Annotated in this window: 23 protein-coding genes; 11 read left to right on the forward strand and 12 right to left on the reverse strand. The window is 66.6% G+C overall.

Annotation, left to right across the window (positions count from 1 at the left end):
* Positions 1-12: 12 nt before the first annotated feature.
* The 6 genes from ACIA75_RS16395 to ACIA75_RS16420 form a co-directional block, all read right to left on the reverse strand.
* Positions 13-963 carry a phosphotransferase family protein gene (locus ACIA75_RS16395; protein WP_397104523.1) on the reverse strand — a complete coding sequence of 317 codons (951 nt, stop codon included), beginning with the start codon at positions 961-963 and terminating at the stop codon, positions 13-15.
* A complete protein-coding gene (locus ACIA75_RS16400) occupies positions 960-2,168 on the reverse strand; it encodes an acyl-CoA dehydrogenase family protein (RefSeq protein ID WP_397104525.1) in 1,209 nt (402 codons plus the stop codon). Before ACIA75_RS16400 ends, ACIA75_RS16395 begins: the two co-directional genes overlap by 4 nt.
* Before the next feature lie 16 nt (positions 2,169-2,184).
* Positions 2,185-3,336: a thiolase family protein gene (locus tag ACIA75_RS16405; protein WP_397104527.1), complete on the reverse strand. Its 1,152-nt coding sequence runs from the start codon at positions 3,334-3,336 to the stop codon at positions 2,185-2,187.
* Positions 3,333-3,707: an OB-fold domain-containing protein gene (locus ACIA75_RS16410; RefSeq protein ID WP_357231859.1), complete on the reverse strand. Its 375-nt coding sequence runs from the start codon at positions 3,705-3,707 to the stop codon at positions 3,333-3,335. The genes ACIA75_RS16405 and ACIA75_RS16410 overlap by 4 nt, the downstream gene beginning before the upstream one ends.
* A 36-nt stretch (positions 3,708-3,743) precedes the next feature.
* Positions 3,744-4,532 carry an enoyl-CoA hydratase/isomerase family protein gene (locus tag ACIA75_RS16415; RefSeq protein ID WP_397104530.1) on the reverse strand — a complete coding sequence of 263 codons (789 nt, stop codon included), beginning with the start codon at positions 4,530-4,532 and terminating at the stop codon, positions 3,744-3,746.
* 98 nt (positions 4,533-4,630) lie between these two features.
* Positions 4,631-5,773, reverse strand: a complete 1,143-nt coding sequence (locus ACIA75_RS16420) for an acyl-CoA dehydrogenase family protein (RefSeq protein WP_397104532.1) — start codon at positions 5,771-5,773, stop codon at positions 4,631-4,633.
* A 92-nt stretch (positions 5,774-5,865) separates the two neighbouring features.
* Here ACIA75_RS16420 and ACIA75_RS16425 point away from each other — a divergent pair, with 92 nt between their 5' ends.
* Genes ACIA75_RS16425 through ACIA75_RS16435 form a run of 3 tightly spaced genes read left to right on the forward strand, consistent with a single transcriptional unit; the run spans position 5,866 to position 7,672 of the window.
* Positions 5,866-6,249, forward strand: a complete 384-nt coding sequence (locus ACIA75_RS16425) for a nuclear transport factor 2 family protein (protein WP_397104534.1) — start codon at positions 5,866-5,868, stop codon at positions 6,247-6,249.
* Positions 6,246-6,614: a hypothetical protein gene (locus ACIA75_RS16430; RefSeq protein WP_397104536.1), complete on the forward strand. Its 369-nt coding sequence runs from the start codon at positions 6,246-6,248 to the stop codon at positions 6,612-6,614. Before ACIA75_RS16425 ends, ACIA75_RS16430 begins: the two co-directional genes overlap by 4 nt.
* A gap of 32 nt (positions 6,615-6,646) precedes the next feature.
* Positions 6,647-7,672 (forward strand): NADP-dependent oxidoreductase, encoded by a 1,026-nt coding sequence (locus ACIA75_RS16435; RefSeq protein ID WP_397105356.1) that lies wholly within the window; start codon positions 6,647-6,649, stop codon positions 7,670-7,672.
* Between the two features lie 87 nt (positions 7,673-7,759).
* Here the strand turns inward: ACIA75_RS16435 and ACIA75_RS16440 are convergent, their stop codons facing one another.
* The 5 genes from ACIA75_RS16440 to ACIA75_RS16460 form a co-directional block, all read right to left on the reverse strand.
* Positions 7,760-8,533, reverse strand: a complete 774-nt coding sequence (locus ACIA75_RS16440) for a MerR family transcriptional regulator (RefSeq protein WP_397104538.1) — start codon at positions 8,531-8,533, stop codon at positions 7,760-7,762.
* Positions 8,534-8,603: 70 nt separating this feature from the next.
* On the reverse strand, positions 8,604-10,112 hold the full coding sequence (locus ACIA75_RS16445) for a flavin-containing monooxygenase (protein ID WP_397104540.1): 1,509 nt from the start codon (positions 10,110-10,112) through the stop codon (positions 8,604-8,606).
* Between the two features lie 11 nt (positions 10,113-10,123).
* A complete protein-coding gene (locus tag ACIA75_RS16450) occupies positions 10,124-11,047 on the reverse strand; it encodes a ferritin-like domain-containing protein (protein WP_397104542.1) in 924 nt (307 codons plus the stop codon).
* Position 11,048: 1 nt separating this feature from the next.
* The gene (locus ACIA75_RS16455; protein WP_397104544.1) at positions 11,049-11,942 is read right to left on the reverse strand and encodes an SDR family NAD(P)-dependent oxidoreductase; all 894 of its coding nucleotides are present in this window, start codon (positions 11,940-11,942) and stop codon (positions 11,049-11,051) included.
* Positions 11,943-12,553: 611 nt separating this feature from the next.
* Entirely contained in the window at positions 12,554-13,582 is a 1,029-nt protein-coding gene (locus ACIA75_RS16460; RefSeq protein ID WP_397104546.1) for an NADP-dependent oxidoreductase, read from the reverse strand.
* Between the two features lie 286 nt (positions 13,583-13,868).
* Between ACIA75_RS16460 and ACIA75_RS16465 the strand changes: the two genes are divergently transcribed.
* The 3 genes from ACIA75_RS16465 (at position 13,869) to ACIA75_RS16475 (ending at position 16,498) form a co-directional block, all read left to right on the forward strand.
* Entirely contained in the window at positions 13,869-14,351 is a 483-nt protein-coding gene (locus tag ACIA75_RS16465; protein WP_397104548.1) for a nuclear transport factor 2 family protein, read from the forward strand.
* Positions 14,348-14,809, forward strand: coding sequence for a DUF3237 domain-containing protein (locus ACIA75_RS16470; protein ID WP_397104550.1), 462 nt, complete (start codon positions 14,348-14,350; stop codon positions 14,807-14,809). Before ACIA75_RS16465 ends, ACIA75_RS16470 begins: the two co-directional genes overlap by 4 nt.
* A gap of 192 nt (positions 14,810-15,001) precedes the next feature.
* Positions 15,002-16,498 carry a long-chain fatty acid--CoA ligase gene (locus tag ACIA75_RS16475; RefSeq protein ID WP_397104552.1) on the forward strand — a complete coding sequence of 499 codons (1,497 nt, stop codon included), beginning with the start codon at positions 15,002-15,004 and terminating at the stop codon, positions 16,496-16,498.
* A gap of 274 nt (positions 16,499-16,772) precedes the next feature.
* Here ACIA75_RS16475 and ACIA75_RS16480 read toward each other — a convergent pair whose 3' ends face one another.
* Positions 16,773-17,384 (reverse strand): TetR/AcrR family transcriptional regulator, encoded by a 612-nt coding sequence (locus ACIA75_RS16480; protein ID WP_397104554.1) that lies wholly within the window; start codon positions 17,382-17,384, stop codon positions 16,773-16,775.
* 94 nt (positions 17,385-17,478) lie between these two features.
* Between ACIA75_RS16480 and ACIA75_RS16485 the strand changes: the two genes are divergently transcribed.
* Genes ACIA75_RS16485 through ACIA75_RS16505 form a run of 5 tightly spaced genes read left to right on the forward strand, consistent with a single transcriptional unit; the run spans position 17,479 to position 23,966 of the window.
* Positions 17,479-18,072, forward strand: coding sequence for a pyridoxamine 5'-phosphate oxidase family protein (locus tag ACIA75_RS16485; RefSeq protein ID WP_397104556.1), 594 nt, complete (start codon positions 17,479-17,481; stop codon positions 18,070-18,072).
* Entirely contained in the window at positions 18,062-20,845 is a 2,784-nt protein-coding gene (locus ACIA75_RS16490; RefSeq protein ID WP_397104558.1) for an amino acid permease, read from the forward strand. Before ACIA75_RS16485 ends, ACIA75_RS16490 begins: the two co-directional genes overlap by 11 nt.
* The gene (locus tag ACIA75_RS16495; protein ID WP_397104560.1) at positions 20,842-21,285 is read left to right on the forward strand and encodes a nuclear transport factor 2 family protein; all 444 of its coding nucleotides are present in this window, start codon (positions 20,842-20,844) and stop codon (positions 21,283-21,285) included. The genes ACIA75_RS16490 and ACIA75_RS16495 overlap by 4 nt, the downstream gene beginning before the upstream one ends.
* On the forward strand, positions 21,282-22,160 hold the full coding sequence (locus ACIA75_RS16500; RefSeq protein ID WP_397104562.1) for an NAD-dependent epimerase/dehydratase family protein: 879 nt from the start codon (positions 21,282-21,284) through the stop codon (positions 22,158-22,160). The genes ACIA75_RS16495 and ACIA75_RS16500 overlap by 4 nt, the downstream gene beginning before the upstream one ends.
* A 3-nt stretch (positions 22,161-22,163) precedes the next feature.
* Positions 22,164-23,966 carry an acyl-CoA dehydrogenase gene (locus ACIA75_RS16505; RefSeq protein ID WP_397104564.1) on the forward strand — a complete coding sequence of 601 codons (1,803 nt, stop codon included), beginning with the start codon at positions 22,164-22,166 and terminating at the stop codon, positions 23,964-23,966.
* Positions 23,967-24,023 lie beyond the last annotated feature (57 nt).

The raw sequence follows: 24,023 nt of genomic DNA on the forward strand, positions 1-24,023 counted from the left end.
GGGGAGTGGACCTCAACCGGCGAGGAGCGCGGTGCCGGTCTCGATGAGGCGGGTGATGGTGGCGGGCAGCTTTTCCTGATCCGGGTCGTGGTGCCGGCCTTCCCGGTGCCGCCGCAGATTGTGTCCCATGATGGCGGCCATCTTGAGCCGCCCGAGCGCGTCGAACCAGGGCAGATCGGTCAGTTCCGGGCCGCCCGCGCGGTAGCGGTCCACCAGTTCGGCGGAGTCGGGCAGGCCCGGGACCGTGCGGCCCACTTCCGGGAAATTCGTGCCGTCGGCGAAGACCAGGAACCAGCCGAGTTCCACCCGTGGATCGCCCGCGCTCCAGATCTCCCAGTCGATCAGGGCGATCGGTTCGGTGCCGGCGGCGATGATATTGCCGAGCCGGTAATCGCCGTGCACGAGCGTGGGAGGTACCGGGTCGGGGATCCGGCGGCCCAGCAGGTCCAGCAGCCGATCGGCGCCCGCGACCAGTTCGGGCGGCACCGCACGGAGGGTGCGCGCCCAGCGGGCGAGTTCGTCGGCCGGTGTCAGCGCGGCTTCGACGCCGGGGATCGAGTTCGGATCGATCGCATGCAGCCGGGGTAGCACCTCGGCCGCCCGCCGCATCCGTGCCGCCGCGAGGGCGGGTTCGACGGCCGGATCGTCCAGGACCGGCTCGAGCGATTCCCCGGCCACGAATTCCATGGCGAACCAGGCGGGTTCGCTCTCGTCGACGGCCACGATCCGGGGCACCGGTACATCGGTCCCGGCGAGCGCGCCCATCACCCGGGCCTGCCGCAACATATCGTGGCGGCCTATCGGCTTGCGGCCCTCCGGTACCGCCTTCACCACGAATGTGGGGCCGGTCGTGGTGATCCGATAGGTGAGACCCGAGTGGCCGCCGGGCAGCGTCTCGAAACCGGTGACCTCGATATCCAGGTCGGTGCGCAGCCGGTCGCGCACCCGCTGTTCCAGCGTCATGGCCGCGGCTCCTTGGGTAGGCCGAGTACCCGCTCGGCGATGATGTTGTGCTGGATCTCGTCGGTGCCGCCGGCGATCCGGTAGCCGGGTGCGCCCAGCACATGTTCGGTCCACGCGTAGGTGCCCCAGCGCCCGGAATCCGCGGCCAGCTCCCGGCCGAGCAGCAGCCGCGCCACCTCGGAGGTCCTGGCCATGGTGTCGGTGGCGAGCAGTTTGCCCACCGACGCCTCCGGTCCGGGATCGGAACCCGCGACCACCGCCGCGGCGACCCGCATCCCCGCGATCCGCTGCACATAGCTGCGCGTCACCAGATCCGCGACCCTGTCGCGTTCCAGTTCCGTCAGCTCACGGCCCAGATTGCGCGCCAGCGCCACTGCCCGGTCCGCGTTCGCGAGGCCGAGACCGGCGCCGTCGAGCCGTTCGGCGGCGAGCACGGTGAGTGCCACCGGCCAGCCTTTGCCGGCCGGTCCGAGCCGCATCCCGTCGTCGAGTACCACGCCGTCGAGGTAGACCTCGTTGAACGAGCTACCGCCGGTCATCTGCCGGATCGGCCGGACGGTGACCCCTGGGGCGTCCATCGGGACGAGGAAAACGGTGAGTCCCGCGTGTTTGGCCGCCGCGGGATCGGTGCGGCATACCGCGACCCCGAGGTCGGCGACCCGCGCCCCGGAGGTCCACACTTTGTGCCCGTCGAGGGTCCAGGTGCCGTCGGCATTGCGGGCGGCACGGGTCCGCACCGCTGCCAGATCCGATCCGGCCTCGGTTTCGGAGAAGAGCTGGCAGGCGATGACGTCGGTGCGCAGCATCGCCCGCACATAGCGGGCCCGCTGCTCCTCGGTACCCCACTGCTCGATTGCCGGCGCCACCAATTGCTGGGTGACCGAGAACATTTCGGTTCTGCGCGGCACATCGAATTCTTCCTCCGCGCGCCGGAACGCCAGCGCATAGGACATCGGCAGCCCCCGGCCGCCGTATTCCGCGGGCCAGGTCAGCGCGCCCCATCCGGCATCGAACTTGGCTTGCTCATAGGCGCGGATGGTGTCGGTGTGCCGTCGTTCCTCCGCTGCGGTCCAGTTCTCGAAGACCGCCACCGAATCGTCACCGGCACCCCAGGCGGATTCGATACGCGGCGCGGCCGTCTCGCGGAGCCAGGCGCGGGCCTGCTCGGTGAATTCGGCGAGGTCGGGAGGTTGCTGTGTGCTCACTGTGCTCACTTCGCTCTCAGACCGACAGAACGGTGCAGGCGCTGATACCCGGAGCGCCGTAGACATGGGTGAATCCGGTTTTCGGCGCGCCGGGCACCTGCCGATCACCCGCTTCGCCGCGCAACTGGGTGACGATCTCGTGCACCTGCCGCAGCCCCGAGGCGCCGATGGGTTCGCCGTTGGCGATACACCCGCCGTCGGTATTGATCGGCAGCCGGCCGTCGATCTCGGTGGCGCCCGCCGCGATCATCTCCTCCTGCGCCCCGGGAGCGCAGAAACCGCATTCGGCCATATGCATGATCTCCGCGCCGCTCTCGGTGTCCTGGAGTTGCGCGACGCCGATCTCGTCCGGCCCGATCCCGGCCTGCTCGAACGCCGCGGCCGCGGCATCCGCGCTGACACTGGTCGGTTCGCCGGTGCCCTGGACGGCGGGACTGAACACTTCGAAGGATCCGAACCGGCGGGTGCGATGGCTGATGGCACGCAACCGCACCGGCCGTCCACCTAGGCGGCGGACGGCGGCTTCCCCCGCGACAACGACAGCCGCCCCGCCCTCGCCCGGCGAACAGAACATGAACTTGGTGAGCGGATCGTTGACCATCTCCGCGGCCAGGATCTGCTCGGACGACACCGGTTCGCGCCGCCAGGCATTCGGGTTGCGGCTACCGTTGCGATACGCCTTCTCGGCGACCTTTGCCAGCGTCGCCGCGGATATACCGTGTTCGCGCATATAGCGGCCGATCTTGGCGCCGAAGAACTGCGTCGTCACCATGAGTCCGGCCGAACCGTACCCCTCGGGCAGCCCCCAGTCGGCGGGGTCCGGATCGAATGCGCCACGCGGGTGCTTGTCGAAACCGACGGCCAGGGCGATCTCGGCGGCGCCGGAGCGGACGGCGTTGACGGCGGAGAACAGCGCGCTACCACCCGTTGCGCACCCGTTTTTGACATTGGTGAACGGGATCCCGGTGAAGCCGAGTTCGGCCACCAGGGTGTCGGCCAATCCGGACCCGTCGCTGCCGCCGTACGCGACCTGGATATCGGGCCAGGTCAGACCGGCGTCGGCCAGTGCGTTGCCGATCGCCTGGACGGCGAGTTGGCGTCCGGTGACCCCGGGCTGACGGCCGAAGCGGGACAGCCCGCTGCCGATGATCGAAACCTGCTGGGTCACCGGACCTCGCTCTGCTGAAGGGATATGGTGGCGAACCGCGGCACCGGCGTCACGGCGACGAGACGCACCGGTGCCCGGTCCAGGCCGGCGAAATCGTCGCAGTCGAGAATCGCCTCGACCTTGATTCCTTCGGGGAGTTCGACATAGCCGACCGCGTACGGTGTGAAGCCCTCGGCGGGAACGACATACGGCGGCGATTTCGGTGCGAACCGCTGCACGGTGTGCGCCCACACCACGCCTTCGGTACTCAGCTCCAGCGGTTCGGCCGTGGGTGCGGCGCAGCGCGCACAGTTCGCACTCGCCGGATAACCCACCGTGCCGCATACCGCGCACCTACTGCCCTCGAGTACCGGACTCACCTGCTCACCCATGTCGTCCCTTCCGATTCGTGGCTGCCTATCCGGAATTCAGCGACCGACCCACTTCGGTTCACGCTTCTCCAGGAAGGCATTCACACCCTCGCGCGCATCTTCGGACTGCAGGGCATTGCCTACGGCGAGGTGTTCCATCACCATCAGCGACTGGATATCGGCATCCAGGCCGCGGTCGATGGTCATCTTGGTGAGCTTCATGGCGAACGGGCTCTTGTCCACGATCGGGGCGATGAAATCGGCGACGAGCTGGTCGAGTTCCGCCGCGGGCGCGAATGCGTTGATCAGGTCGAACTCGGCGGCTTCCCGGCCGCTGAGCAGTTTGCCGGTGAGCATCAGTTCCTTGGTTTTGCGGATACCGATCATCCGGGGCAGCCGGTATATCGGGCCCGCCCCGCCGAACAGGGCACGCCGGATGTGGAAGTCGCCGATCTTGGCGTCCTCGGCGGCGACCGCGAAATCGCAGGAGATCATCAGCTCGAAACCGCCCGCGGTGACATGGCCCTCGAGCACCGCGACCGACGGGGTGTTCATCGAGTACAGCCGGTCGCAGACCTTCGCGGAGAGCACCGCGACATCCATGGCATTGGTCTTGCCGACATAGTTCTCGCGTAGTTCGTCGAGGTCGAAACCGGAGCAGAACGTGTTGTTCCGGCCGCGCAGCACCAGCACCTTCAACTCGGGATCGTTATCGACCTCGACGATGATCTCGTCGAGGCGGTGCAGCAGCTCCACCGTCACCGCGTTCTTCTTGTGCGGGCGGTTGAGCCAGACCCGGGCGATATCGCCGTCTTTCTCCAGGACGATGTGGTCGGTGTCGATCATCGGAGCCTCTTTCGCTGTTTCCTGAACTGGATTCACTTCAGTTGTACTGGACGGCGGGGACGGCGTCAATACGGATTTCCGGGGGAGGTTGCGGCTGGTCACACGCCGATCAGTGCGGCGATACGGGCCCGATGGGTGCGTGCATCACCCTGCGCCGCTTCGTTTCCCAGCACCCGGCGGAAGTAGGAGTGCGCGGCATGCTCCCAGGTGAACCCGACTCCGCCGTGCAGTTGGACGGCTTCGCCCGCCGCGTGCACAGCGGCGTCGGTGCACACCGCGCCCGCCACCGCCACCGCCAGCCGGGCCGAATCGGGATCTTCCGCATAGAGCGCGGCCGCGTACCGCGATGCCGATCGTGCGCGTTCGAGCGATACCAGCAGATCGGCCAGCCGGTGTTTGACCGCCTGGAACGATCCGATGGGCCGGCCGAATTGCTGCCGGGTGCCGGCGTACTCCACGGTCAGTTCGAGCAGGCGATCGATGATTCCGGTGTTCTCGCAGGCGAGGGCGAGGGTTGCCAGGTCGTGCAGACGCCTGCGGACCGCCGCGGTGGTGTCGGGTGCGGTGAGTGCCACGGCTGGGCACTCGTGCACGGTCAGATCGGCCTGACGTCTGGTCGGATCGAGGACTCGGCGTTCCCGGCGCTCGGCATTCTCCGCAGGTCGTAGCGCGAACAGCCGGAGGCCGTCGGCGGCCGCGGCCGAAGCGACGACGATATCGGCGCTCCCGCCGCCGATCAGGTGGGTAACCGTGCCATCGACCAGCCAACCGCGCGGGCCCGGTACGGCGCGGAGATCATCCGTTGTCGAGTCCAGGGCGCTCACCGTGGCGAGGAGATCCCCGGCGAGTACCTCCGGAAGCGGATTGCCCTCGGCGTCCGGGGCTGCCAGCAGTGCCTGGGTGCCGAGGACAGCTGAGCTGTACACGGGCTCGCAGACCAGCCCTCGTCCACATTCTTCGAGGACGACCGCCAGCTCCGCGGTGCCGTATCCGAGTCCGCCGTAGGGCTCCGGTACTGCCAGGCTGGTCACCGACATTTCGTCGACGAGTGTTCGCCACAGGTCCGGTGAGTAGCCGGGGCCGGTGGCCGTAACTACGCGGACCTGGTCGATGTCGCTGTGTTTTCCGAGTAGCCCTCGCAGTGATTCCCGCAGCTGGATCTGCTCGGAATCGGGGGTGAGGCCCGGTGGCTCCGAGCGTGGCCAGGGGCTTTCGACGACGGCTGCCGAGGTCGGAGACATATACTCCCCTTGAGTTGAGTTCAATTCGGTAGCGCTGAGCCTAGCGGCCGAACCCCTCGACAAAAAGAGGTCGGCTGAACTAAGTTCATTTCATGACCTACGTGATCGAGGACTACTACGCGACGGTCGACAGCGGCAACCTACGAGACGCGACGGCGCTGCTGGCCGAGGATGTCGAATTCGCGATGGTCCTGCCCACGGGCACCAACCGGGACCGCGGTCGCGCGGCAATGTTCGACTACCTCGACGGCAGGCCGCAGGTGAACCGCAAGCATCAGCTGTTTCGCGTTGCCGCCGACGGCGATCTGCAGTTCGCATACGGTGCGGTCACCGAGAACGACTCCGTCACCACCGGCTGGTTCGTCGCCGCCATGCATATCGGCGCCGACGGCCGTATCGACCGGTACCAGGTTTCGTTCAGTCCGGATTTCGCGCTGCTGCCGGCACAGACCTCGAGCGAAGGAGCGCGGGCATGACGACGGTACCGGTGCTGACCCGGTGGTTCGGCTATATGGATTCCGACGACCCGGACCGGGTGCTCGGGATGATCTCCGATGATTTCACGATGTCCGTGCAGTTCTCCAAGGGTGCCGGACTCAGTGCCGAATTCGTCGGTGACCGTGACGGATTGGTCGCCTATCTGGCCCAGCGGGAAAAGAGCACGCTGATCCACCACATCGACGTCGGCGCGGTGGTCGGCGAACACGAACTCGTTCTCGGCCGCACCACCCGTGGTGGCGAGTTCGAGGCCTCGTTCAACGCGTCCGCCCAGCTCGACACGGCCGGTGCGGTCCGCCGCCTGCTCATCGCCCGGACCCCCGAGGTCGCCTTCGCGCGCTGAACTCGCGCCGCCGACCGAAAGCGAAGGATCCACTGTTGAATCGTCACGTGCGGCTGGTCCGCCGCCCGGCCGGGAAACTGAGCGCCGCCGACCTGGAGCTGGTCGAGGGGCCGATTCCGGAACCCGGCCCCGGAGAAGTGCTCGTCCGCAACACCTGGTTGTCGATCGACCCATCGATCCGCATCCGGCTCGCCGAGACCACCCCGAACGGGTACCTGCCACCGCTGCGGCCGGGCGATGACCTGACCGGGCTGGCCCTCGGGACGGTCGTCGAGTCCCGCGACCCAGATTTCGCGGTCGGTGACCTGGTATCCCACACGCTCGGCTATCGGGAATACGCGCTCGTCGGAAGCCGGGTGCAGACCATCGGCGGCTACGGCGCCCCGGCCCGGATCGACGCCGGTGAGCTACCGCCGCAGTGGTTCCTCGGTCCACTCGGCAGCGCCGGACTCACCGCCTATGTGGGATTGTTCGAGATCCTGGAGCTCGATCCGGGTGACACGCTGTGGGTCTCGTCCGCCGCAGGCGCTGTGGGTGCGCTGGCCGCGCAACTCGCGAAGATCCGTGGCGCCACGGTGATCGGTTCCGCGGGCAGCGCGGCGAAAATTGGGTTTCTGCGGGACGAACTCGGGATCCCTTCCTTCGACTACCACGACGGCCCGCTGCCGGAATCGCTGGCCGCGCTCGCACCCGGCGGTATCGACGCCTATTTCGACAATGTCGGCGGCGACCACCTGACCGCCGCCCTGGACGCCCTCCGCTACGCCGGCCGGATCGCGCTCTGCGGAGCGGTCTCCGGTTACGACGGCGCCGCACCGCAGGGCCCGCCGAACCTGTTCACCATGGTGTCGAAAGGGCTGCGTATGCGCGGGTTCCGGGCCGGCTCTTTCACCCATCTCGAGGAACCGATGCGCCGGGAGGTGTCCGGGTACCTCGCGGACGGCCGGTTGACCTATCGGGAATCGGTGTTCAACGGAATCGAGGAAGCTCCGGCCGCCCTGCCGGCGATGTTGTCGGGCGCAACCGTCGGCAAGACGCTCTGCCGCCTCGGCGCGTAACCGGCACGGGCCGAGGCGGCAGATCGGGCAGCGGCGCACCGTCGGACAGTCCGCTGTCCCCGCGGTCGAGGGCCGTACGCCGAGCGGTCAGCGGCCGCGTTCGGCCCGTCCTGCTTTGCGTTCGCGTTCCCGTTCGGCCGCGGCGGCGAGGTAGTCGCCGAGTTCACGGGCGAGGGTGGCGTCCAGGGAACGGGCCAGGCTGGTGTGTACGGCGGCGACACCGAGTTCGCGCATCGTGTTCAGCATCCGGGTGGTTTCGGCGATCTCCTCGTTTGTGTCGGGTAGCCAGCCCGGGCCGTGCTCGTCGACGATATGTTTTTTCGCGGCGCGGATCAGAATGCCGCTGATATCGTCGATCCGGGTCGCCACCTCGGCGTATACGGAGATGAGCGTGCCCAGGTCGATTCCGTACTCGTGGAGTTCGGTGAACGAGGTGAGCAGCTGGGTATCGGTGATCACCACGGTGTCGCCGTCGATCCGCACCAGATCCATCCGGCGCAGTTTCTCCACCAGCTCGTCGGATTGCCCGCCGAGGATGGTGGCGAGCAGTTCCCGGGAGACCTCGAACGGCTCCTCCTGGGACCAGTTCGCGGTGACCGCGTGCTGCAGACCGAGGACCTCGGTGAGGTCTTTGCCCGTCTCCCAGCTGGTGATGAAATCGGAGATATGCGCGGTGGTGAACCCGCGCTGCAACAGCGCGTCGATGAGTCGCAACCGCTCGAGGTGCGAATCGTCGTAGATACTGGCGCGGCCGTCCTTGGCCGCTGGCGGCGGGAGCAAGCCGCGTTCCTGGTAGGCGCGGACATTGCGGGAGGTGGTGCCCGCGGCGCGGGCGAGATCGTCGATCCGGTACCTCGGCATATTCTCCGCACCTCCTCGCCCGCCTGCCGCCCGGTTGCCCCCGGCTCGAGAGAACGAGTCTAGCCGCCGGTCAGGACGCGGGGACCGACCTCAGCGGAATACTCGAGCCGGCCGTCGCCACCGTGTAGTCGTCGAGGTCGACCTCGCGCAGCTGGTGGCGGTACTGGGTGGCGAATCCCGGGTACATGGTCGGGTTGAAACCGTCCTCGGTGAGATACCAGCTCCGGCAGCCCGAATTCCAGGTGGTCGCCCCGAGCCGGCGTTGGATGGTTGCGTTGTAACGCTCCTGGCGGTCCGGGCGGACATCGAGCATTCTCAGGTCGCGGTCCAGGATGATCCGAATGGCGCGTACCAGATAGTCGATCTGCGATTCCATATAAACCAGTGCCGAATTGTGGCCGGGCCCGGAATTGGGACCGAAGGTGAGGAACAGATTCGGGTACCCCGACACCGTGACACTGCGATACGCGAAGGCGCCGCGTTGCCATTCGTCGGCGAGTACCCGGCCGTCCCGTCCGGTGATCGGGATCGGTGTGCCTTGTTTGGAGACATCGAAACCGGTGGCGAATACGAGGCAGTCGGCCCGGTGCTCGATACCCTCGGCCGTCCGGATACCGTCCGGGGCTATTCGCGCGATCGGCCAGGTGATCAGCTTGCAGTTGTCCCGCTGCAGGGCAGGGTAGTAGTCGTCGGACATGAGCAGGCGTTTACAGCCGGCCCGGAAATCCGGCGTGAGCTGGCGGCGCAGCCACGGATCTTTCACCTGGCGGCGTAACTGCGCCCGGCCGACCATTTCGACCACCCGCGTGAGCGGTGTATTCCACACGACGCCGAGCGCCACCGATTCGTGGCCGTAGAACCAGGCCTGCCGCACCAGAGCTTCCGCGCCCGGCACCTGACGGTAGATCTCCTTCGCCAGCGTGCCCGTGCGGCGGTTGCCCCGCGGCAGGACCCAGCCCGGCGTGCGCTGGAAAACCTTGACCGACTGAGCTTTCCGCACCAACTGGGGGATGATCTGGACCGCGCTGGCGCCGGTGCCGATCACCGCCACCCGCTTACCGGAGAAGTCGTAATCGTGATCCCACCGCGCGCTGTGGATTCTGTGGCCGGCGAAGGTGTCGATGCCCGGGATGTCGGGAAAGCCGGGTTCGGTGAGCGGTCCGGAAGCCAGCACCACCGCCCGGGCTCGGACAGGTGCCCGGCCCTCGAACCCGATATCCCACATTCCGGCGTTCTCGTCGAACGACATGCCGGTCACATTGTGCCGCAGGCGAATATGCGGTGTCACGCCCGCCTTCGCCGCGATCGAATCGATATAGCCGAGGATTTCCGAGCTACCGGAGTAAGTGTGTGACCAGTCAGGGTTCGGCGCGAAACTGTAGGAGTACAGCCGGGACGGAATATCGCAGGCGGCACCGGGGTAGGTGTTGTCGCGCCAGGTGCCGCCGATCGCGGAACCGCGTTCGAATACGGCAAAATTACCGATACCGTTCTGGCGCAGTCGGATTGCGGCACCGATACCGGCGAATCCCGCACCGATCACCGCGACGTCGAGCGGCGCCGCACTGGTTGTGGTCATGGTGTTCCTCGTCATGCGGCGGGGGTGTAGGTCAGTTCCTTCGACCAGGTCGGGTCCTTGCGCAGCAGCTGCCGCGGGATCGCCCCGGTGATCTTCACCAGCGCGTCGGCGAGCAGATGGTAGGGGTGACCGCGATCGACGACCCAGTTCGCCTGCAGCTTGACGATCTGATACATCGGCAGCCGGCGCACGAATTCGCTACGCTCGCCCACCTTGCGGTAGCGCTCCATGGCCGTGTAGAGCTTCTGCTCGTCCACGCCCATCGCGACGATATTGTCGCGCATCTTGTTCAGCAGCGGCACATAGCTGAGCACGCCGATGAGGAAGGTCGGTTTCACCCAGCCGCCGACCAGTTCGATGAGCAGTTTGCGTAGCTCCGCGTGGCCCAGCACATCCATCACCGCGAAATCGACGGCGAGATGGCGGGATTCGTCGGCATTGATACGACGGAATGTCTCCTGGCAGACCGGGTCGTCGATCTCGTCCATGATGAATTTGACCAGGGCGCCGTCCAAGGCGACCTCGAGCATCGGGATGACGGTGCCCAGGAACGACAGCGACATATCGTCGGAGTATTTGTCCAGGAAGTCGATCACCAATTTCACGTTGATATTCGGCTGCGGAATTTCGTCGCCGTCCAGCATTCCCCAGCGCCGCATCAAGGCGAGTTCGGCATTGGCGTGCCGTTGTTCTTCGGCGTGGAACCAGCGGTAGATCTCCCGCAGGGTCTCGGTGGGTGCTTTTTTCGCCATTGCGGCGAAACCGCGCGCGCCCACGTTCTCGATCCACATCAGATCTGCCATGAACGGTTTCAGCCGCTCGTGCTGTTCGGGCGTGAGGGTTTCGGCACCCGGGGCGTCCCAGTCGATATCGGCCAGCGCCCACTGCCGATCCTTGATCTTGCCGAGCATATCGTCGAAGTCCATGGTCGCCATCTCAGACTCCTGTTCTTTCCGGGGTGGGGGACGCTGCCGCTTCCTCGTCGGGCAGCAGTCGCGCGAGCAGACCGGCCACGGCCGTGTACTGGCCGGGGAACAGCCGTTTCAGCAACCAGAGGACTTGCGCGTCGGGTTGCGGGACGACGTGTAACCGGCCGCTGTCATGGGCGTCGAGGGTGGTGCGGGCGACGCGTTCGGGGGAGAACCCGGTCCACCGCATCAGGGTGTCGGCGATTTCGCGTGCCCCCGCGGCGACCGGTGCATCCTGTGCGATATTCGTGCGGACGAAGGTGGGGCACAGAACCGTCACCGCGATATCGGTACCGGCGAACTCCGCGGCCATTGTTTCCGACAGTGCGAGCACCCCGGCCTTGCCGGTGTTGTAGGCGCCCATTCGCGGTGCGGTACCGAACGCGGCAGCCGAGGCCACATTGATGATGCCGCCGTGACCGGCAGCGCGCAGTCGCGGCGCGAAGATCTCACAGCCGTAGATGACGCCCCACAGATTGATACCGAGGGTGCGCTCCCATTCCGCGAGACCGATATCGCCGACCTGCGCTCCGCCCGACCCGACCCCGGCATTGTTGATCACCAGGCTGGGGGGACCGTCGAAGACGGACTCCGCGTAGCGGGCGAGGACCTCGACGTCGTCGCGCCGCGCCACATCGCAGCGGAACGCATAGGCGACACCCGGGTGCTGTCGCTCGATCGAGGCCACTGTTTCTGCGGCGCGCTCTTCGTCGATATCGGCGCAGACGACCCGGCCGCCGCGGGCGGCCAGTTCGCGAGCGAAGGCCCGGCCGATCCCGCTTCCCGCGCCGGTGACGACGGCGCGGGCGCCGCGGGAGCGCGGTGGGCTGCCGAACGGCCAGAGGTTATCGAGTCCCAGCATGTCAGCGCACCTTTCGTGGTGGGGATTGCCGCGACGCCGAGCCGGCGGAATCAGCGACCCGGTGCACCGTCGCGGGGTGCTCTACGAGCACGGATCCCATGCTATGGCTGAGCCGGCGCGGCCGGTCTCCCACGCGGCCGGCCCCAGCCCACGGTGGCGGGGCCGGTGATACCGGCGGTGAGGTCTTCGTCGACCTGTTCATACCCGTAAGAATCATTCAGAAATGTGCCATTTGTCAATGGCGAATAGAAACCCAGTCGAATCCCCTGGTCCGCGGCATGCGTGATGTCTGGGCGTACCGCCTATCGCCACGGTGTCGTGTCACCTGTATGCCTCGTTCCAGCTGTACTGCCCAGGCAGGTTGGACGAGGGTTTGTGACGACGCTGTAGATGATCGTTGATCGGCGAAGGTCTCCGTCGTGGAGTGGGAGTTGCTGAGACAACCACTCGAACCGACAGGAGCCCTTCGTGGTCCACGCCGACGCAGTCCTGACTCCGAGAATCGATCGCTACTGGCCCGGCGCATTGGGGAGGACGGCCGGCCGATCGCTCGGGAAGACGCGCTGCGGCCCGTAATGCATGAACTCGGCCGCAGCGCGTGGTCGCGAGGATCAGACGACTTTAACGACGACTTTCCCTCTGTTCTCACCTGCGATACTACGATTGAGAGTGTGTCGCGCATTCTCCAGGCCATCGACCACAGTTTCGTCGGCCTGCAGTGCGCCTGCGCTGAGGTCCTGGGACAGCTGCTCGATGATCTCGCCGTACCGATCCACGTGATCGAAAACGATGAAGCCCCGCAGAGTGGCCCGCTGCATCAACAGCTGGCTGAGATTACGTAGCCCGCGCTGGGTGCCGGCGGTGTTGTAATCGTTGTATTCAGAAATAAGACCGCACAGCGTGATGCGCGCACCGATATTGAGTCGATCGAGTACATGATCCATGATCTCGCCGCCGACGTTCTCGAAATCCACGTCGATTCCTTCAGGTGTTGCCCGGTCGAGTTGCGCCTTCCAGTCGTCGGCATGCCGATCGACGCAGGCGTCGAAGCCGAGCTCCTCGACGAGGTACCGACATTTCTCGGCACCGCCGGCGATCCCGACCACTCGGGCTCCCCGTCTCTTCGCGAGTTGGCCCGCAACCGCCCCCACTGCTCCGGCCGCGCCCGAGACGAAGAACGTCTCGCCCGGCCGAGGATCCCCGAACTCAACGCCCAGGTACGCCGATATTCCGGTGTGGCCGAGCACGCCGACGAACGTGGGGAGCGGCGCCGGCAACGGATCGGGCAGGACCGTGAACGGCATATCCGCACTCGCCGCATCGGCCACGCAGTAATCCTGCCAACCCGTCAACCCCACGACATGTGCGCCGACAGGAAGATCCTCGCGCTTGCTGGCCACCACCTGGCCTACACCTGCCCCCCGCATGACCGCGTTCAGTTCGACCGGGGGTATGTAGGAACGCATCGCGCTCATCCATACCCGATTCGTCGGGTCCACGGACAAATAATGCGTGCGGATAAGTGCCTGTCCTTCGGAAATCTCGGGAACCGGCTCTTCGGACCATTCTAGATTCGCGGCCGTTACTTCCCCCTCCGGTCGACTCCGCAATCGATAGAGCCTATTGGTAAGTGTGCTCATGACGTCTCCTGAAAGGGCAAGTAAAGGGTTGATGCGCGGACTGACGACACCGCCGGAAACCCATGTCCGTAGATGATTTCGGGCGGCTCACGGGTCAAACCAGACCCTGAGAATAGACTGTGAGTTGATTATGGTCAACACCATGTCGATCCGACCCCGGTGCACGGGGCTCGCACTCGATCTTGACTCTCGACACACTGTTGACTATCGCCGACAGTTCGGGCATTCTCTCACGTTACGACGACTGGAACATCAGTCGTCGCCAGGCCGCAACGAGGAGGCGACTGTGAGTACCCAAGCGGAAAATCGCAAGGTAGTGGACCATTTTTGGAGCGATCTCGATGGCGGGCCGCCGACCGGAGCGAAGCTGGAGGAGTGGAAGGACTGGTTCGCGGATGAGGCTGTCTGGGAAATGCCGTTTGCCCCAGAGCCGCTCGCGAAGGCAGTCCCCGGCCGCGCGCTCATCGGCCACTTCGTCGACTGGTTCTTCGGATCCGTGCCGGATCTGGTGATCGATTCGCTGGTGGTCCACGACACGACAGACCCCGAGCTTTTTGTTCTCGAACTTCATGGTCGGGCGACTGTCGCGCAGAACGGGAATATCTATGCGAATACCTATTGCACGCACATGCGTGTCAGGGACGGCAAGGTAACTTTGATTCGCGAGTACTTCGATCCGAACGTCGTCGTCGGAGCTTTCGGAGTCGAACTCATCGGTGAAGGCATGGCCACAGTAATGGCTGCCGCGGGCCTGGAGGTTTCCCAGTGAAGCTCATTCCAGAGTTCTCGTACACCGCGGAGTTGGGTGCGCCGCAAATTGTCGGCCCCGGGCCGTACGGTTTACGGCAAGTGCTCCCGGTCACCGGCGGTACGGTGACGGGCGACCGGCTCAGCGGTCAGGCGGCCATCGGCGGCGGCGACTGGCTCCTCGCCGGTGAGGACGGCTTCGGGCGGTTGGATGTGCGCGCGCAGTTCGATACCGACGACGGTGCCGTCATCTACATGAGCTACCAGGGGCTGGTCGAGGTCACGGACGCGGCGGCAGCCGCTTTGGCAGGAGGGGATTCGGGCACAGAGTTCGGCGATCACTATTTCGTCACCACTCCGCGGCTCGAGTCCGGCGACCCCAGGTACAACTGGGTCAACCAGACAATTTTCGTGGGGCAGGGGCGCGTCACACCGGGGCCGGTGATCGAGTTCCAGGTCTTTCGGGTAGCCCTTCGATAGCGCCGACCGGGCACGACAAGTGGGCCGCGCATTCGTACGCAGTGACGACGTGCGGCCCACGCTTCCATGCGGCCGTGGTTCACACTGTCGCTGGCTCGAGCCGCTGTCGACGAGGTCGAGTTGCCTCGTGACGCCGCTCGGATCAAATAGGAGTACTCCCTTATGTCTTCCACCATGTCTTCGAGGTTTTCCATGTCGTCGAATCTCGCGAACAATCTCATCGACACTGCTCGTGACCTGGGTGATCGGCCGGCGATCAGACTCGAAACCACCACGCTGAACTATTCCCAACTCGGGCGCGCGGCAGCGGCCGTGGCGGGCGATCTGCAAGCCAGGGGAATCCGCCCCGGCGACCGCGTCGGTATCGTGCTGCCGAACGTGCCGGCGTTTCCGATCCTCTTCTACGGGATCCTGATGGCGGGTGCCGTCGCGGTCCCGATGAATCCCCTGCTGAAGGCACGGGAGGTTACGTATTACGTGGAAGATTCCGGGATGTCACTCGTCTACGGCTCGCTGACAGCGGGGGACGTGGTGCCGGAAGCAGCACGCGCGGCGGGCATTCCGGCATTTCTCGTTACGGAGTTGGGGCCGGCCGAAGCGGATCTGCTCGGTTTCCCGGTCGAGGAACCTGTGTGGCGCGGTCGGGATGACACCGCGGTGCTGCTCTACACCTCCGGCACCACGGGCAACCCCAAAGGCGCTGAACTCACGCATGACAACATGTCGACAAACGCTTCCACCACCGTCGATACGCTCATCCAGACAACCCCCGATGACATTATTCTGGGGTGCTTGCCACTCTTTCACGTATTCGGTCTCACGTGCGGTTTGAACGCCGCCGTGAAGTCGGGTGCTCTGCTCACCCTGATTCCCAGATTCGACGCCGAAACAGCCCTTCGTGTTCTCGTGCGGGACAACGTCACGGTTCTCGAGGGCGTTCCCACCATGTACTCCGCCCTGCTGAATTCCGCCGATGCCGATTCCGTGGAACTATCGCATCTTCGCTGCTGCATCGTAGGAGGCGCACCGATGCCCGTCGAAGTATTGAAGGCATTCGAGGAAAAATTCGCGTGCGAGATATACGAAGGATATGGGCTCTCGGAAACCGCTCCCATCGCTTGTTTCAATCAGCAGGGAACGCCGCGTAAAGCTGGAACGATCGGAATTCCGGTTCGCGGCTGCCTGCTTCGCCTGGTCGATGACAACGGCAACGAACTGCACGGCTCCGATGAGCCAGGGGAGATTCAGATCAAAGGTGAGAACGTCATGAAGGGGTACTGGGGCCGCCCAGCGGCAACCGAGGAGGCCATAGTGGACGGCTGGTTCAGTACCGGGGACATCGCAACCCGGGACCGCGAAGGCTATTACAGCATTGTGGACCGGAAGAAGGACATCATCATCAGGGGTGGATACAACGTGTATCCCCGCGAAGTGGAGGAGGTGCTGTACGAGCACCCCGCCGTGGCCGAGGCGGCAGTAGTCGGGATCGAAGACGGATATCTCGGCGAACAAATCGGCGCTGCCGTGGCACTCAAGCCAGGAGCCCACGCCGAGCCCGCCGGAATAATCGACTTCGTGCGGGAACGGCTGGCGGACTACAAGTATCCCCGCCGAATCTGGTTCGTGCCCAGCTTACCGAAAGGCCCTACGGGCAAGATTCTGCGCAGGAGCGTTGAACCACCGGTCTGATAACGCACAGATACGCGGTGGAATCATCTCGATGGTGCCCCGGTTATCGGTGCCGTGCCATTGAACGCTCCAATGTGGGCAGACTCGGAAACCCGCTCCGCAGTTGACACGGAGTGGGATGCGAGTAGGGGGAGCCCGAGTTCTGCCGCGGCTCGCAACGCTGGTTCCATCGCGGCTCGGGCAGGAACTCGTCGTTCACATGCGCGACGCGGTGGTCGGGACGAGGTCCCCGGTACTCGCTGCCTCGGTGATCGGGACTCTTCGCGGGTGTCGGTCAGGCTTCTCGCATTTTCGTGCCGGTGGCGCCCAGGGCGCGCAGGGCGGTGTCGGTCACATGGTCGAGGTAGCGTGGCTCGGCCGGTGCCTGCCGTACGACCATGCGCCAGTAGATGAGTGCGGCCACGAGGTCCTGGGCCATTTCCATATCGGTGTCCGCTGGGAGATCGCCCCGGTCGATTGCTCGCGTCAGGAGTGAGCGCAGATGGGCGCGCCGCGGCTTCGCCAACGAAACGGAGATTGCCTCGGCGAGCGCGGGTGTCCGGTGTGCTTCGGCAATCAGATCCGGGATGATCTTGGCGTAGGGCTCCGAGGCGAGCCACGCTGCCATCGACTCCGCGGCGGCGCGCATGTCTCGGCGGAGGTCGCCGGTCTCGGTGACGTCTGCCATGGGGACGCTGATGTCGGCGAGCACTGCGAGCACCATGTCCTGTTTGGTGGGCCAGCGGCGGTACAGGGCGCTTTTGCTGGTGCCCGCTCTTTTGGCGACGCCTTCCATCGACAGCCGGGCGTAGCTGCGCTCGACGAGCTCGGCGACGACGGCCTTGACGATCGCCGCGGTGACGTCTGGCTTGAGAACGGCCGCTCCGGACGGTGCGCGCTGGGTCATATTGATCACCCTAACCTATGGACGGAACGGTACCGGCCGCTCTAGGGTGCATGGACGGGACGCAACCGTCTCGTCCGTTCCATTGGAGAAGCTCATGACGTTCAGCTCCCCAGCATCCCCCCGAGCCGTGGGCGATGGTTCGCTCGCGGCCCGTCTGGCCCGGTCGGACGGGCTCCACCCGCCCCGTGCGCTCTCCGGTATCGACCGGGAGCGGTTTCTGGCCGAGGCGCATATCGCCGTACTGTCCGTCGGCGCCGGCCCGGGCCGGCCTCCGGTGAGCGTCCCGCTCTGGTACGCCTACGACCCGGGCGGTGACATCGTGATCAACACCTCGGTCTCGAGTCGGAAGGCCCGACTCATCCGCGCCGCGGGCGCCGCCACGCTCACGGTGCAGCGCGCGGCCCCGCCGTACCGGTACGTCGTCGTCGAGGGCCGGGTTGTCGACGACATCCATCCGGCACCGATAGCGGTTCGGCGGGATATCGCTCGGCGCTATCTCAGTGTGGAAGGCGCGGATGCGGCGGTCGACCGGTACGACCCCGACGACCAGGTGTTGTTCGTTATCCGGCCGCAGCGTTGGTACTCGGCCGACTTTTCGGGCGCATCCGCCCCCGCGGCCGACGGTCAGCCGGGGCCGGCCGGTCCCGCACGTCCCGTCCACGACACCGGAGTCCGTCATGGCCAGTGATGCCCTTTCCGATCAGAGTCCCATCGACGCCGATACGCCACGCCTCCGGCGTGGAACGGTCACCACAGCGGGGATGATCTTCCTGGTGGTGGCGGCCACGGCGCCGCTCACCGCGCTGAGCTCCAATGTCTCCATCAGTATCGGTCTCGGCGCGGGCACCGAGACAGTGGGCTATCTGGTCGTCGTGGGCGCGCTGCTGGCACTCTTCGCCGTCGGTTACCTGGTGCTGGCCCGGTACGTCGTCGAACCGAGCGCGTTCGCGGCATTCGTGACGTTCGGTCTCGGTAGGCGGCTCGGCTCCGCTGCCGCCTTCGTCGCGGCGCTCGCGTACGGCCTCGCGTCGACGGCGATGGTCGCGGCCACGGGGTACTTCGCCGAGCTGGCGCTGGCCTCGTACCTCGGCTCCTCGCCCCCCTGGTTCGTCCTGTCGGCGGTGGCGCTGGGTGTCGTCGCGGTCCTCGGCGTGCGCGGGCTCGATATCGCCCAGTGGGTGACGGCTCTGCTCTGCACGGCGCAGTTCGTCATCATCGTCGTGCTGTTCGTGGCCGTGCTGGTCCAGCGACCGGCATCTGCGTGGTCGCCCGCTGGGCTGCTCCCGACCGATCCCTTCTCGGGCGCTGCCTCGCTGACGCTGGTGTTCTGCTTGGTCTGTTTCGGTGGCTACGAGGCCACCGCCGTGTACGGCGAGGAGGCGCAGGCCCCGCGGCAGAGTATTCGCCGGGCGACGTTCGGTGCGCTGGGACTGCTGCTGGTCGTCTTCGCGATCGGGACCTGGACGTTGCAGGCCGCCCACGATGATGTTGTCGGAGTGGCAGCCGCGGACGCCGGAGCGCTGGTTCCGGCAAGTGCGGAGTCCTACCTCGGTGGATGGGCCGGCCCGGTCCTGAGTGTGATGGTGGCCTTCGGCTTTCTCGGGGCGGCCATCGCGCTGCACAACATGGGCAGCCGCTACCTGTTCGCGATGGGACGCGCCGGGCGCCTGCCCGATGTCCTCGCGCGGGTGCACCCCCGGCACGGCACTCCGGTGATCGGCACGGCGGTTCTGATCGTGCTCACGGCCGGCATTCTGATCGTGTTCACGGCAGCGGGAGCGGATCCGCTCACCAACCTCTTTCCGGCGGTCTCCGGGATCACGTCTCTTTCGTTGGTGACGCTCATGCTCGGCTGCTGCGTCAGTGTGATCGTGGCGCGACTGCGTGGCCAGGTGACCGAGGGGCCTTGGCGGACCATCGTTGCGCCTGTTCTCGCGGGTGCGGGGTTTGTCGTCGTGCTGGGGGCGATCGCGGGCAACTACGCGACCGTCACCGGCAGTGAGCACTGGGTGGTGGCGTGGATGCCCCTGGTGCCGTTTCTGGTCGCCGTCTACGGCTGGTTCCACCCGGGGCGCGCCAGTGGAGCGGGGGTTGCGACCGTCGCGACGGTACGGTACCGTACCGACGTGACTTCTTCCGCCCCGTTGTTATTCGCGGACCATCCCCAGTACTGGTTCGAGACCGCGCGCGTGCTCGGCCACTCGGCCTACGGTGGCTCGGAAATCGGTGAAGTGCTCGCCACATCGGCGAGTATCACCGCGGGCGACCACGACAGCTGGTACGACGCATGGCTGCAGAGGGCCGATCGCGTCGCGGAGGCTGCCCGTGCGGACGCTGCTCGAGGCCGGTCGGTGAGCGCGCGCGAAGGTTTCCTCCGGGCCGCGAACTACTACCGCAACGCCGACTTCTTCCTGCACGCCGACCCGCGCGATCGGCGTGTGGCGTACTCCTACCGCCTCGGCGTGCACTGTTTCGAGGCGGCGATTGCCATCCCCCGACCCTTCGAGGACGCGAAGGCGCCGAGTATCACCCCGGTCCGGATCCCCTATGAAGGCCGGACGCTACGCGGCTATCTCTACCGGGCGGCGACCGGCTACGGCGAGAAGCGTCCGACCATCGTCATGCACAACGGATTCGACGGCAGCGCGGAGGAGATGCACTTCTTCGGCGCCGAGGCCGCCGTGGAGCGCGGCTTCCACGTGCTCACCTTCGACGGGCCGGGGCAGCCGGGCGCCGTGCACGACCACGGTCTGACGTTCCGTCCGGATTGGGAGAATGTCGTGGGGCCCGTTCTCGACTTCCTCCTCGCTGAGCACGGCGATATCGTCGACGCTGATCGCATCGCGCTCTTCGGCGTGAGCTTGGGCGGTGTGCTCGCCCCCCGCGCTGCCGCGTTCGAGCCACGTATCGCGGCGGTCGTCTGCAATGACGGCGTATACGACGCCCTGGGCGCGGTCGAGGCACTTCTCGGTCTGACCCGCGCCCAGCTGGAGGCGCGCTGGCATGATCCTGCGTTCGGCGACGAGGTCGAGGCGGCGGCCGCGAAACAGCCCACGCTGCGCTGGGCCCTCGATCACGGGCTCTGGGTCATGGGTGCTGCCGACCCGGCCGAGTTCGTGCGGACCTACGCGCAGTACAACCTGCTCGACGGCGTGGCCGAACGGATCAGCTGCCCGGTCCTGGTCTGCGAGGCGGCCGACGACCTGTTCTTCGCGGGCGACGAGACCTCGCTATCGCAGCCTCGACAGCTGATGGCGCACCTGTCGGCCCCCGCCACGCTGATGCCCTTCACCAGCGACGAAGGAGCCGACGCCCATTGCCACGTCGGTGCCCAGCGGCTGGCTTCGGGCCGCATGCTCGACTGGCTTGCCGAAACCTTCGCCGCCGACCCGGCGGACCGCGCGCGAGCCGAGCAGCCGGCGCACCCGATCTCCGCACTCGAGCGAGGAGGACAGCAGTGACACCCCAGCAGACCCCGGTCAGCAGCCCCGCGCACGCGGTTCTGCTGCAGTCGATCGAGCTTCTTGCCGCCATGGATCTCGACGGCTACGTCGACCTCTTCGCCGAGGACGCCGTCATCGAGTTCCCCTTCGCGCCACCCGGTCGACCCGCTCGGCTGGACGATCCGTCGTCCGTGCGGGACTACGTGATGGCGATCGGAGCTGCGGTCAGGATCGAATCGTTCCCGAGTCTCGTCGTTCACCATCTGACCGACCCGAACACGATCGTGGCCGAGGTCGCGCTGCACGGCACCGTCGTGGGGACCGGTGCGCCCTACGATGTTCGGTACGTCTGGATCCTCGAGCAGCGAGACGGCCGGATCGTCCGCTTCCGCGACTACTGGAATCCCACGCAGACCTCGGCGACGACCGGGCCTGCCGCCGGAGAGGTCGCATCATGAGCTCGATCGGAACCGTGCTCGTCACGGGCGGTACGGGGCAGACCGGGCGGGTCGTCACCGACCTCCTGCGCCGGCGCGGTGTGGACGTGGTCGTCGCGAGCCGGCACTACCCGCAGGAGCGGCCCGCTCCTGGGGTGCGGCACGTCCGGTTCGACTGGGCCGATGCGACGACGTACGGCGAGGCGCTGCGCGACGTCAGCAGCATCTACCTGCTGCCGCCGCCGCTCGACGCCGACCCGGCGGACGTCGTCGGGGGCTTCCTGCGCAGGGCCCGGGACGCCGGCGTCAGGCGGGCGGTGCTGCTCAACTCGTCTGCCTTCCCGCTGCGGACACCCGGCCTGCACGCAGTACGGCTCACCGTCGGGCAGATGCCGGAGTGGTCGGTCCTGCTGGCCTCGGGGTTCATGCAGAATTTCCTCGGTAGCCACCCCACCGCCGTCGCGGTCCGCGAACGCCACGAGATCGTCGCGGCCGCCGGCGACGGCCGGATGGGGTGGATCGATGCGGCGGATGTGGCCGCGGTCGCGGCCGAACTGCTGACGCGCGCCGACCACGACAGTCGTGAACACGTGCTCACCGGGCCGCAGGCCCTGTCCTACCACGATCTGGCGGCCACCCTCGCCGCCGAATGGGATCTCCCCGTCCGCTACCGGCCGGTCACACCCGCCGAGCGCACCGCCCAACTCGTCGACGCCGGGGTCCCGCAGACGTTCGCCGACGCGCTCGTCGGCGCGGACGTGCTGACCGCGAGCGGCGCGGAGGACCGCGTGACCAGGGAGGTTGCCCAGCTCGCGGGCCGGAACGCCACCTCGTTCGCAGAGTTTCTCCGGCGTCACCCACTACGCCCGGCGATGACGACGACCCCGGAGAAATGAGCCATGTCAGTCTCCACCGACCTCCTTTCCCGTGCCGACCTCGACTTCCTGCTCCACGACTGGCTCCGGGTCGGGGATCTCACCGAACGGCCGCGTTTCGCGGAGCACTCCAGGTCGACCTTCGACGAGATCCTGGACCTCTGTGCCGACCTGGCCCAGAGCCGCTTCGCTCCGCACAACCGGCGCAGTGACGCGGACGAGCCGCGGCTCGTCCAGGGCCGGGTCCGCCTGCACCCGGAGATCCGTCCGGCTCTCGACGCGCTGGCGGAGACCGGTTTCCTCGGCGTGACCGCGGATCACCGCGTGGGCGGGCTTCAGCTGCCGCGCGTCGTTCACCTGGCATGCGCCGCATGGTTCGCGGCGGCCAACGTGAGCACATACGGATATGCCATGCTCACCGTGGCCAACGCTCATCTCATCTGCGCACACGGTTCTCCGGAGCAGATCGCCCGGTTCGTGACGCCTATGTTCGAGGGCCGCTTCCACGGCACGATGTGCCTGTCCGAACCTCAGGCAGGTTCCTCGCTCGCCGACACCATGACACGAGCGCACCCGGCCGATGACGGGACCTACCGCATCACCGGCACCAAGATGTGGATCTCCGGGGGAGACCACGAACTGGGCGAGAATATCGTGCACCTCGTGCTGGCCCGCACCGGCACCGGCGAATCCGGCGTCCGGGGTCTGTCGCTGTTCATCGTCCCCAAGTTCCTGGTCGGGGACGACGGCAGCATCGGCGAGCGCAACGACGTGTCGCTGATCGGGCTCAACCACAAGATGGGATTCCGGGGCACGGTCAATACCGTGTTGCGCTTCGGCGATGGAACCCATCGGCCCGGCGGGTCCGCCGGTGCCGTCGGCTACTTGGTCGGGGCGCCGGGGGAGGGGCTCGCCCAGATGTTCCACATGATGAACGCGGTCCGTCTCGAGGTAGGTGTGTGCGCCGCGGCCCTCGGCTACACCGCCTACCTCGAGTCGCTGGCCTACGCGCGGACACGTCCGCAAGGACGCAGGCCGGATGCGAAAGCCGCGCATCTGCCGCAGGTGCCGCTCGTGGATCATGCGGACATCCGCCGGATGCTGCTGGCCCAGAAGTCCTACGCCGAGGGAGCGCTCGGGCTGACGCTGTACTGCGCCCGGCTGCTGGACGAACGTGAGACTGCACCCGAACGTGCCGAGCGCGATCGCGCGGCGCTGCTGCTCGACATCCTCACACCCATCGCGAAGAGCTGGCCCGCGCAGTGGTGCCTGCGCGGAACCTCACTGGCCATACAGGTGCACGGCGGATACGGCTACACGCGCGACTATGACGTCGAGCAGCACTACCGGGACAGCCGGCTCAACCCGATCCACGAGGGCACACACGGTATTCAGGCGATCGATCTGCTGGGCCGCAAGACGTCGATACACGACGGGGCAGGTTTGCAAGTGCTGGACGAAGAGATACGGCGAGCCGTCGCGGCCGCCTCGCGGCTGGGGCCCGAGACTGCGGCCCACGCGGCCGATCTGGACCTCGCCCGAGCGCGCCTCGTGGAGGTGACGAAGCTGCTCCATGCACACCCCGAGCCGGTCACCCGGCTCGCCAATGCCTCGATCTACTTGGAGGCCGCCGGACATATCGTCCTCGCCTGGATCTGGCTGGAGCAGCTCGTAGCGCTCGGTGACCGAGACGACGCGTTCGCCCGCGGTAAACGCGCGGCGGCGCGCTACTTCCGATCGTATGAGCTCCCGGGGGTCGTATCTCGGCTCGATCTGCTCGCCTCGCTCGACCGCACAACCGTCGACCTCGACCCGGCCTGGCTCTGAGCAGGCACGACGAGCCGGTCCGAACGAGTTCCGCCCCCGCCCTCATCTTTGTCAGGA

Source organism: Nocardia sp. NPDC051750 (assembly GCF_044453135.1).
In the GTDB taxonomy this organism is placed as follows: Bacteria; Actinomycetota; Actinomycetes; order Mycobacteriales; family Mycobacteriaceae; genus Nocardia.

Coding starts and splice junctions, on each gene's coding strand:
- ACIA75_RS16395 (WP_397104523.1), bottom strand. CDS start 963: ATGACGCTGGAACAGCGGGTGCGCGACCGGCTGCGCACCGACCTGGAT.
- ACIA75_RS16410 (WP_357231859.1), bottom strand. CDS start 3,707: ATGGGTGAGCAGGTGAGTCCGGTACTCGAGGGCAGTAGGTGCGCGGTA.
- ACIA75_RS16415 (WP_397104530.1), bottom strand. CDS start 4,532: ATGATCGACACCGACCACATCGTCCTGGAGAAAGACGGCGATATCGCC.
- ACIA75_RS16420 (WP_397104532.1), bottom strand. CDS start 5,773: ATGTCTCCGACCTCGGCAGCCGTCGTCGAAAGCCCCTGGCCACGCTCG.
- ACIA75_RS16425 (WP_397104534.1), top strand. CDS start 5,866: ATGACCTACGTGATCGAGGACTACTACGCGACGGTCGACAGCGGCAAC.
- ACIA75_RS16430 (WP_397104536.1), top strand. CDS start 6,246: ATGACGACGGTACCGGTGCTGACCCGGTGGTTCGGCTATATGGATTCC.
- ACIA75_RS16440 (WP_397104538.1), bottom strand. CDS start 8,533: ATGCCGAGGTACCGGATCGACGATCTCGCCCGCGCCGCGGGCACCACC.
- ACIA75_RS16445 (WP_397104540.1), bottom strand. CDS start 10,112: ATGACCACAACCAGTGCGGCGCCGCTCGACGTCGCGGTGATCGGTGCG.
- ACIA75_RS16450 (WP_397104542.1), bottom strand. CDS start 11,047: ATGGCGACCATGGACTTCGACGATATGCTCGGCAAGATCAAGGATCGG.
- ACIA75_RS16455 (WP_397104544.1), bottom strand. CDS start 11,942: ATGCTGGGACTCGATAACCTCTGGCCGTTCGGCAGCCCACCGCGCTCC.
- ACIA75_RS16460 (WP_397104546.1), bottom strand. CDS start 13,582: ATGAGCACACTTACCAATAGGCTCTATCGATTGCGGAGTCGACCGGAG.
- ACIA75_RS16475 (WP_397104552.1), top strand. CDS start 15,002: ATGTCGTCGAATCTCGCGAACAATCTCATCGACACTGCTCGTGACCTG.
- ACIA75_RS16480 (WP_397104554.1), bottom strand. CDS start 17,384: ATGACCCAGCGCGCACCGTCCGGAGCGGCCGTTCTCAAGCCAGACGTC.
- ACIA75_RS16485 (WP_397104556.1), top strand. CDS start 17,479: ATGACGTTCAGCTCCCCAGCATCCCCCCGAGCCGTGGGCGATGGTTCG.
- ACIA75_RS16490 (WP_397104558.1), top strand. CDS start 18,062: ATGGCCAGTGATGCCCTTTCCGATCAGAGTCCCATCGACGCCGATACG.
- ACIA75_RS16500 (WP_397104562.1), top strand. CDS start 21,282: ATGAGCTCGATCGGAACCGTGCTCGTCACGGGCGGTACGGGGCAGACC.
- ACIA75_RS16505 (WP_397104564.1), top strand. CDS start 22,164: ATGTCAGTCTCCACCGACCTCCTTTCCCGTGCCGACCTCGACTTCCTG.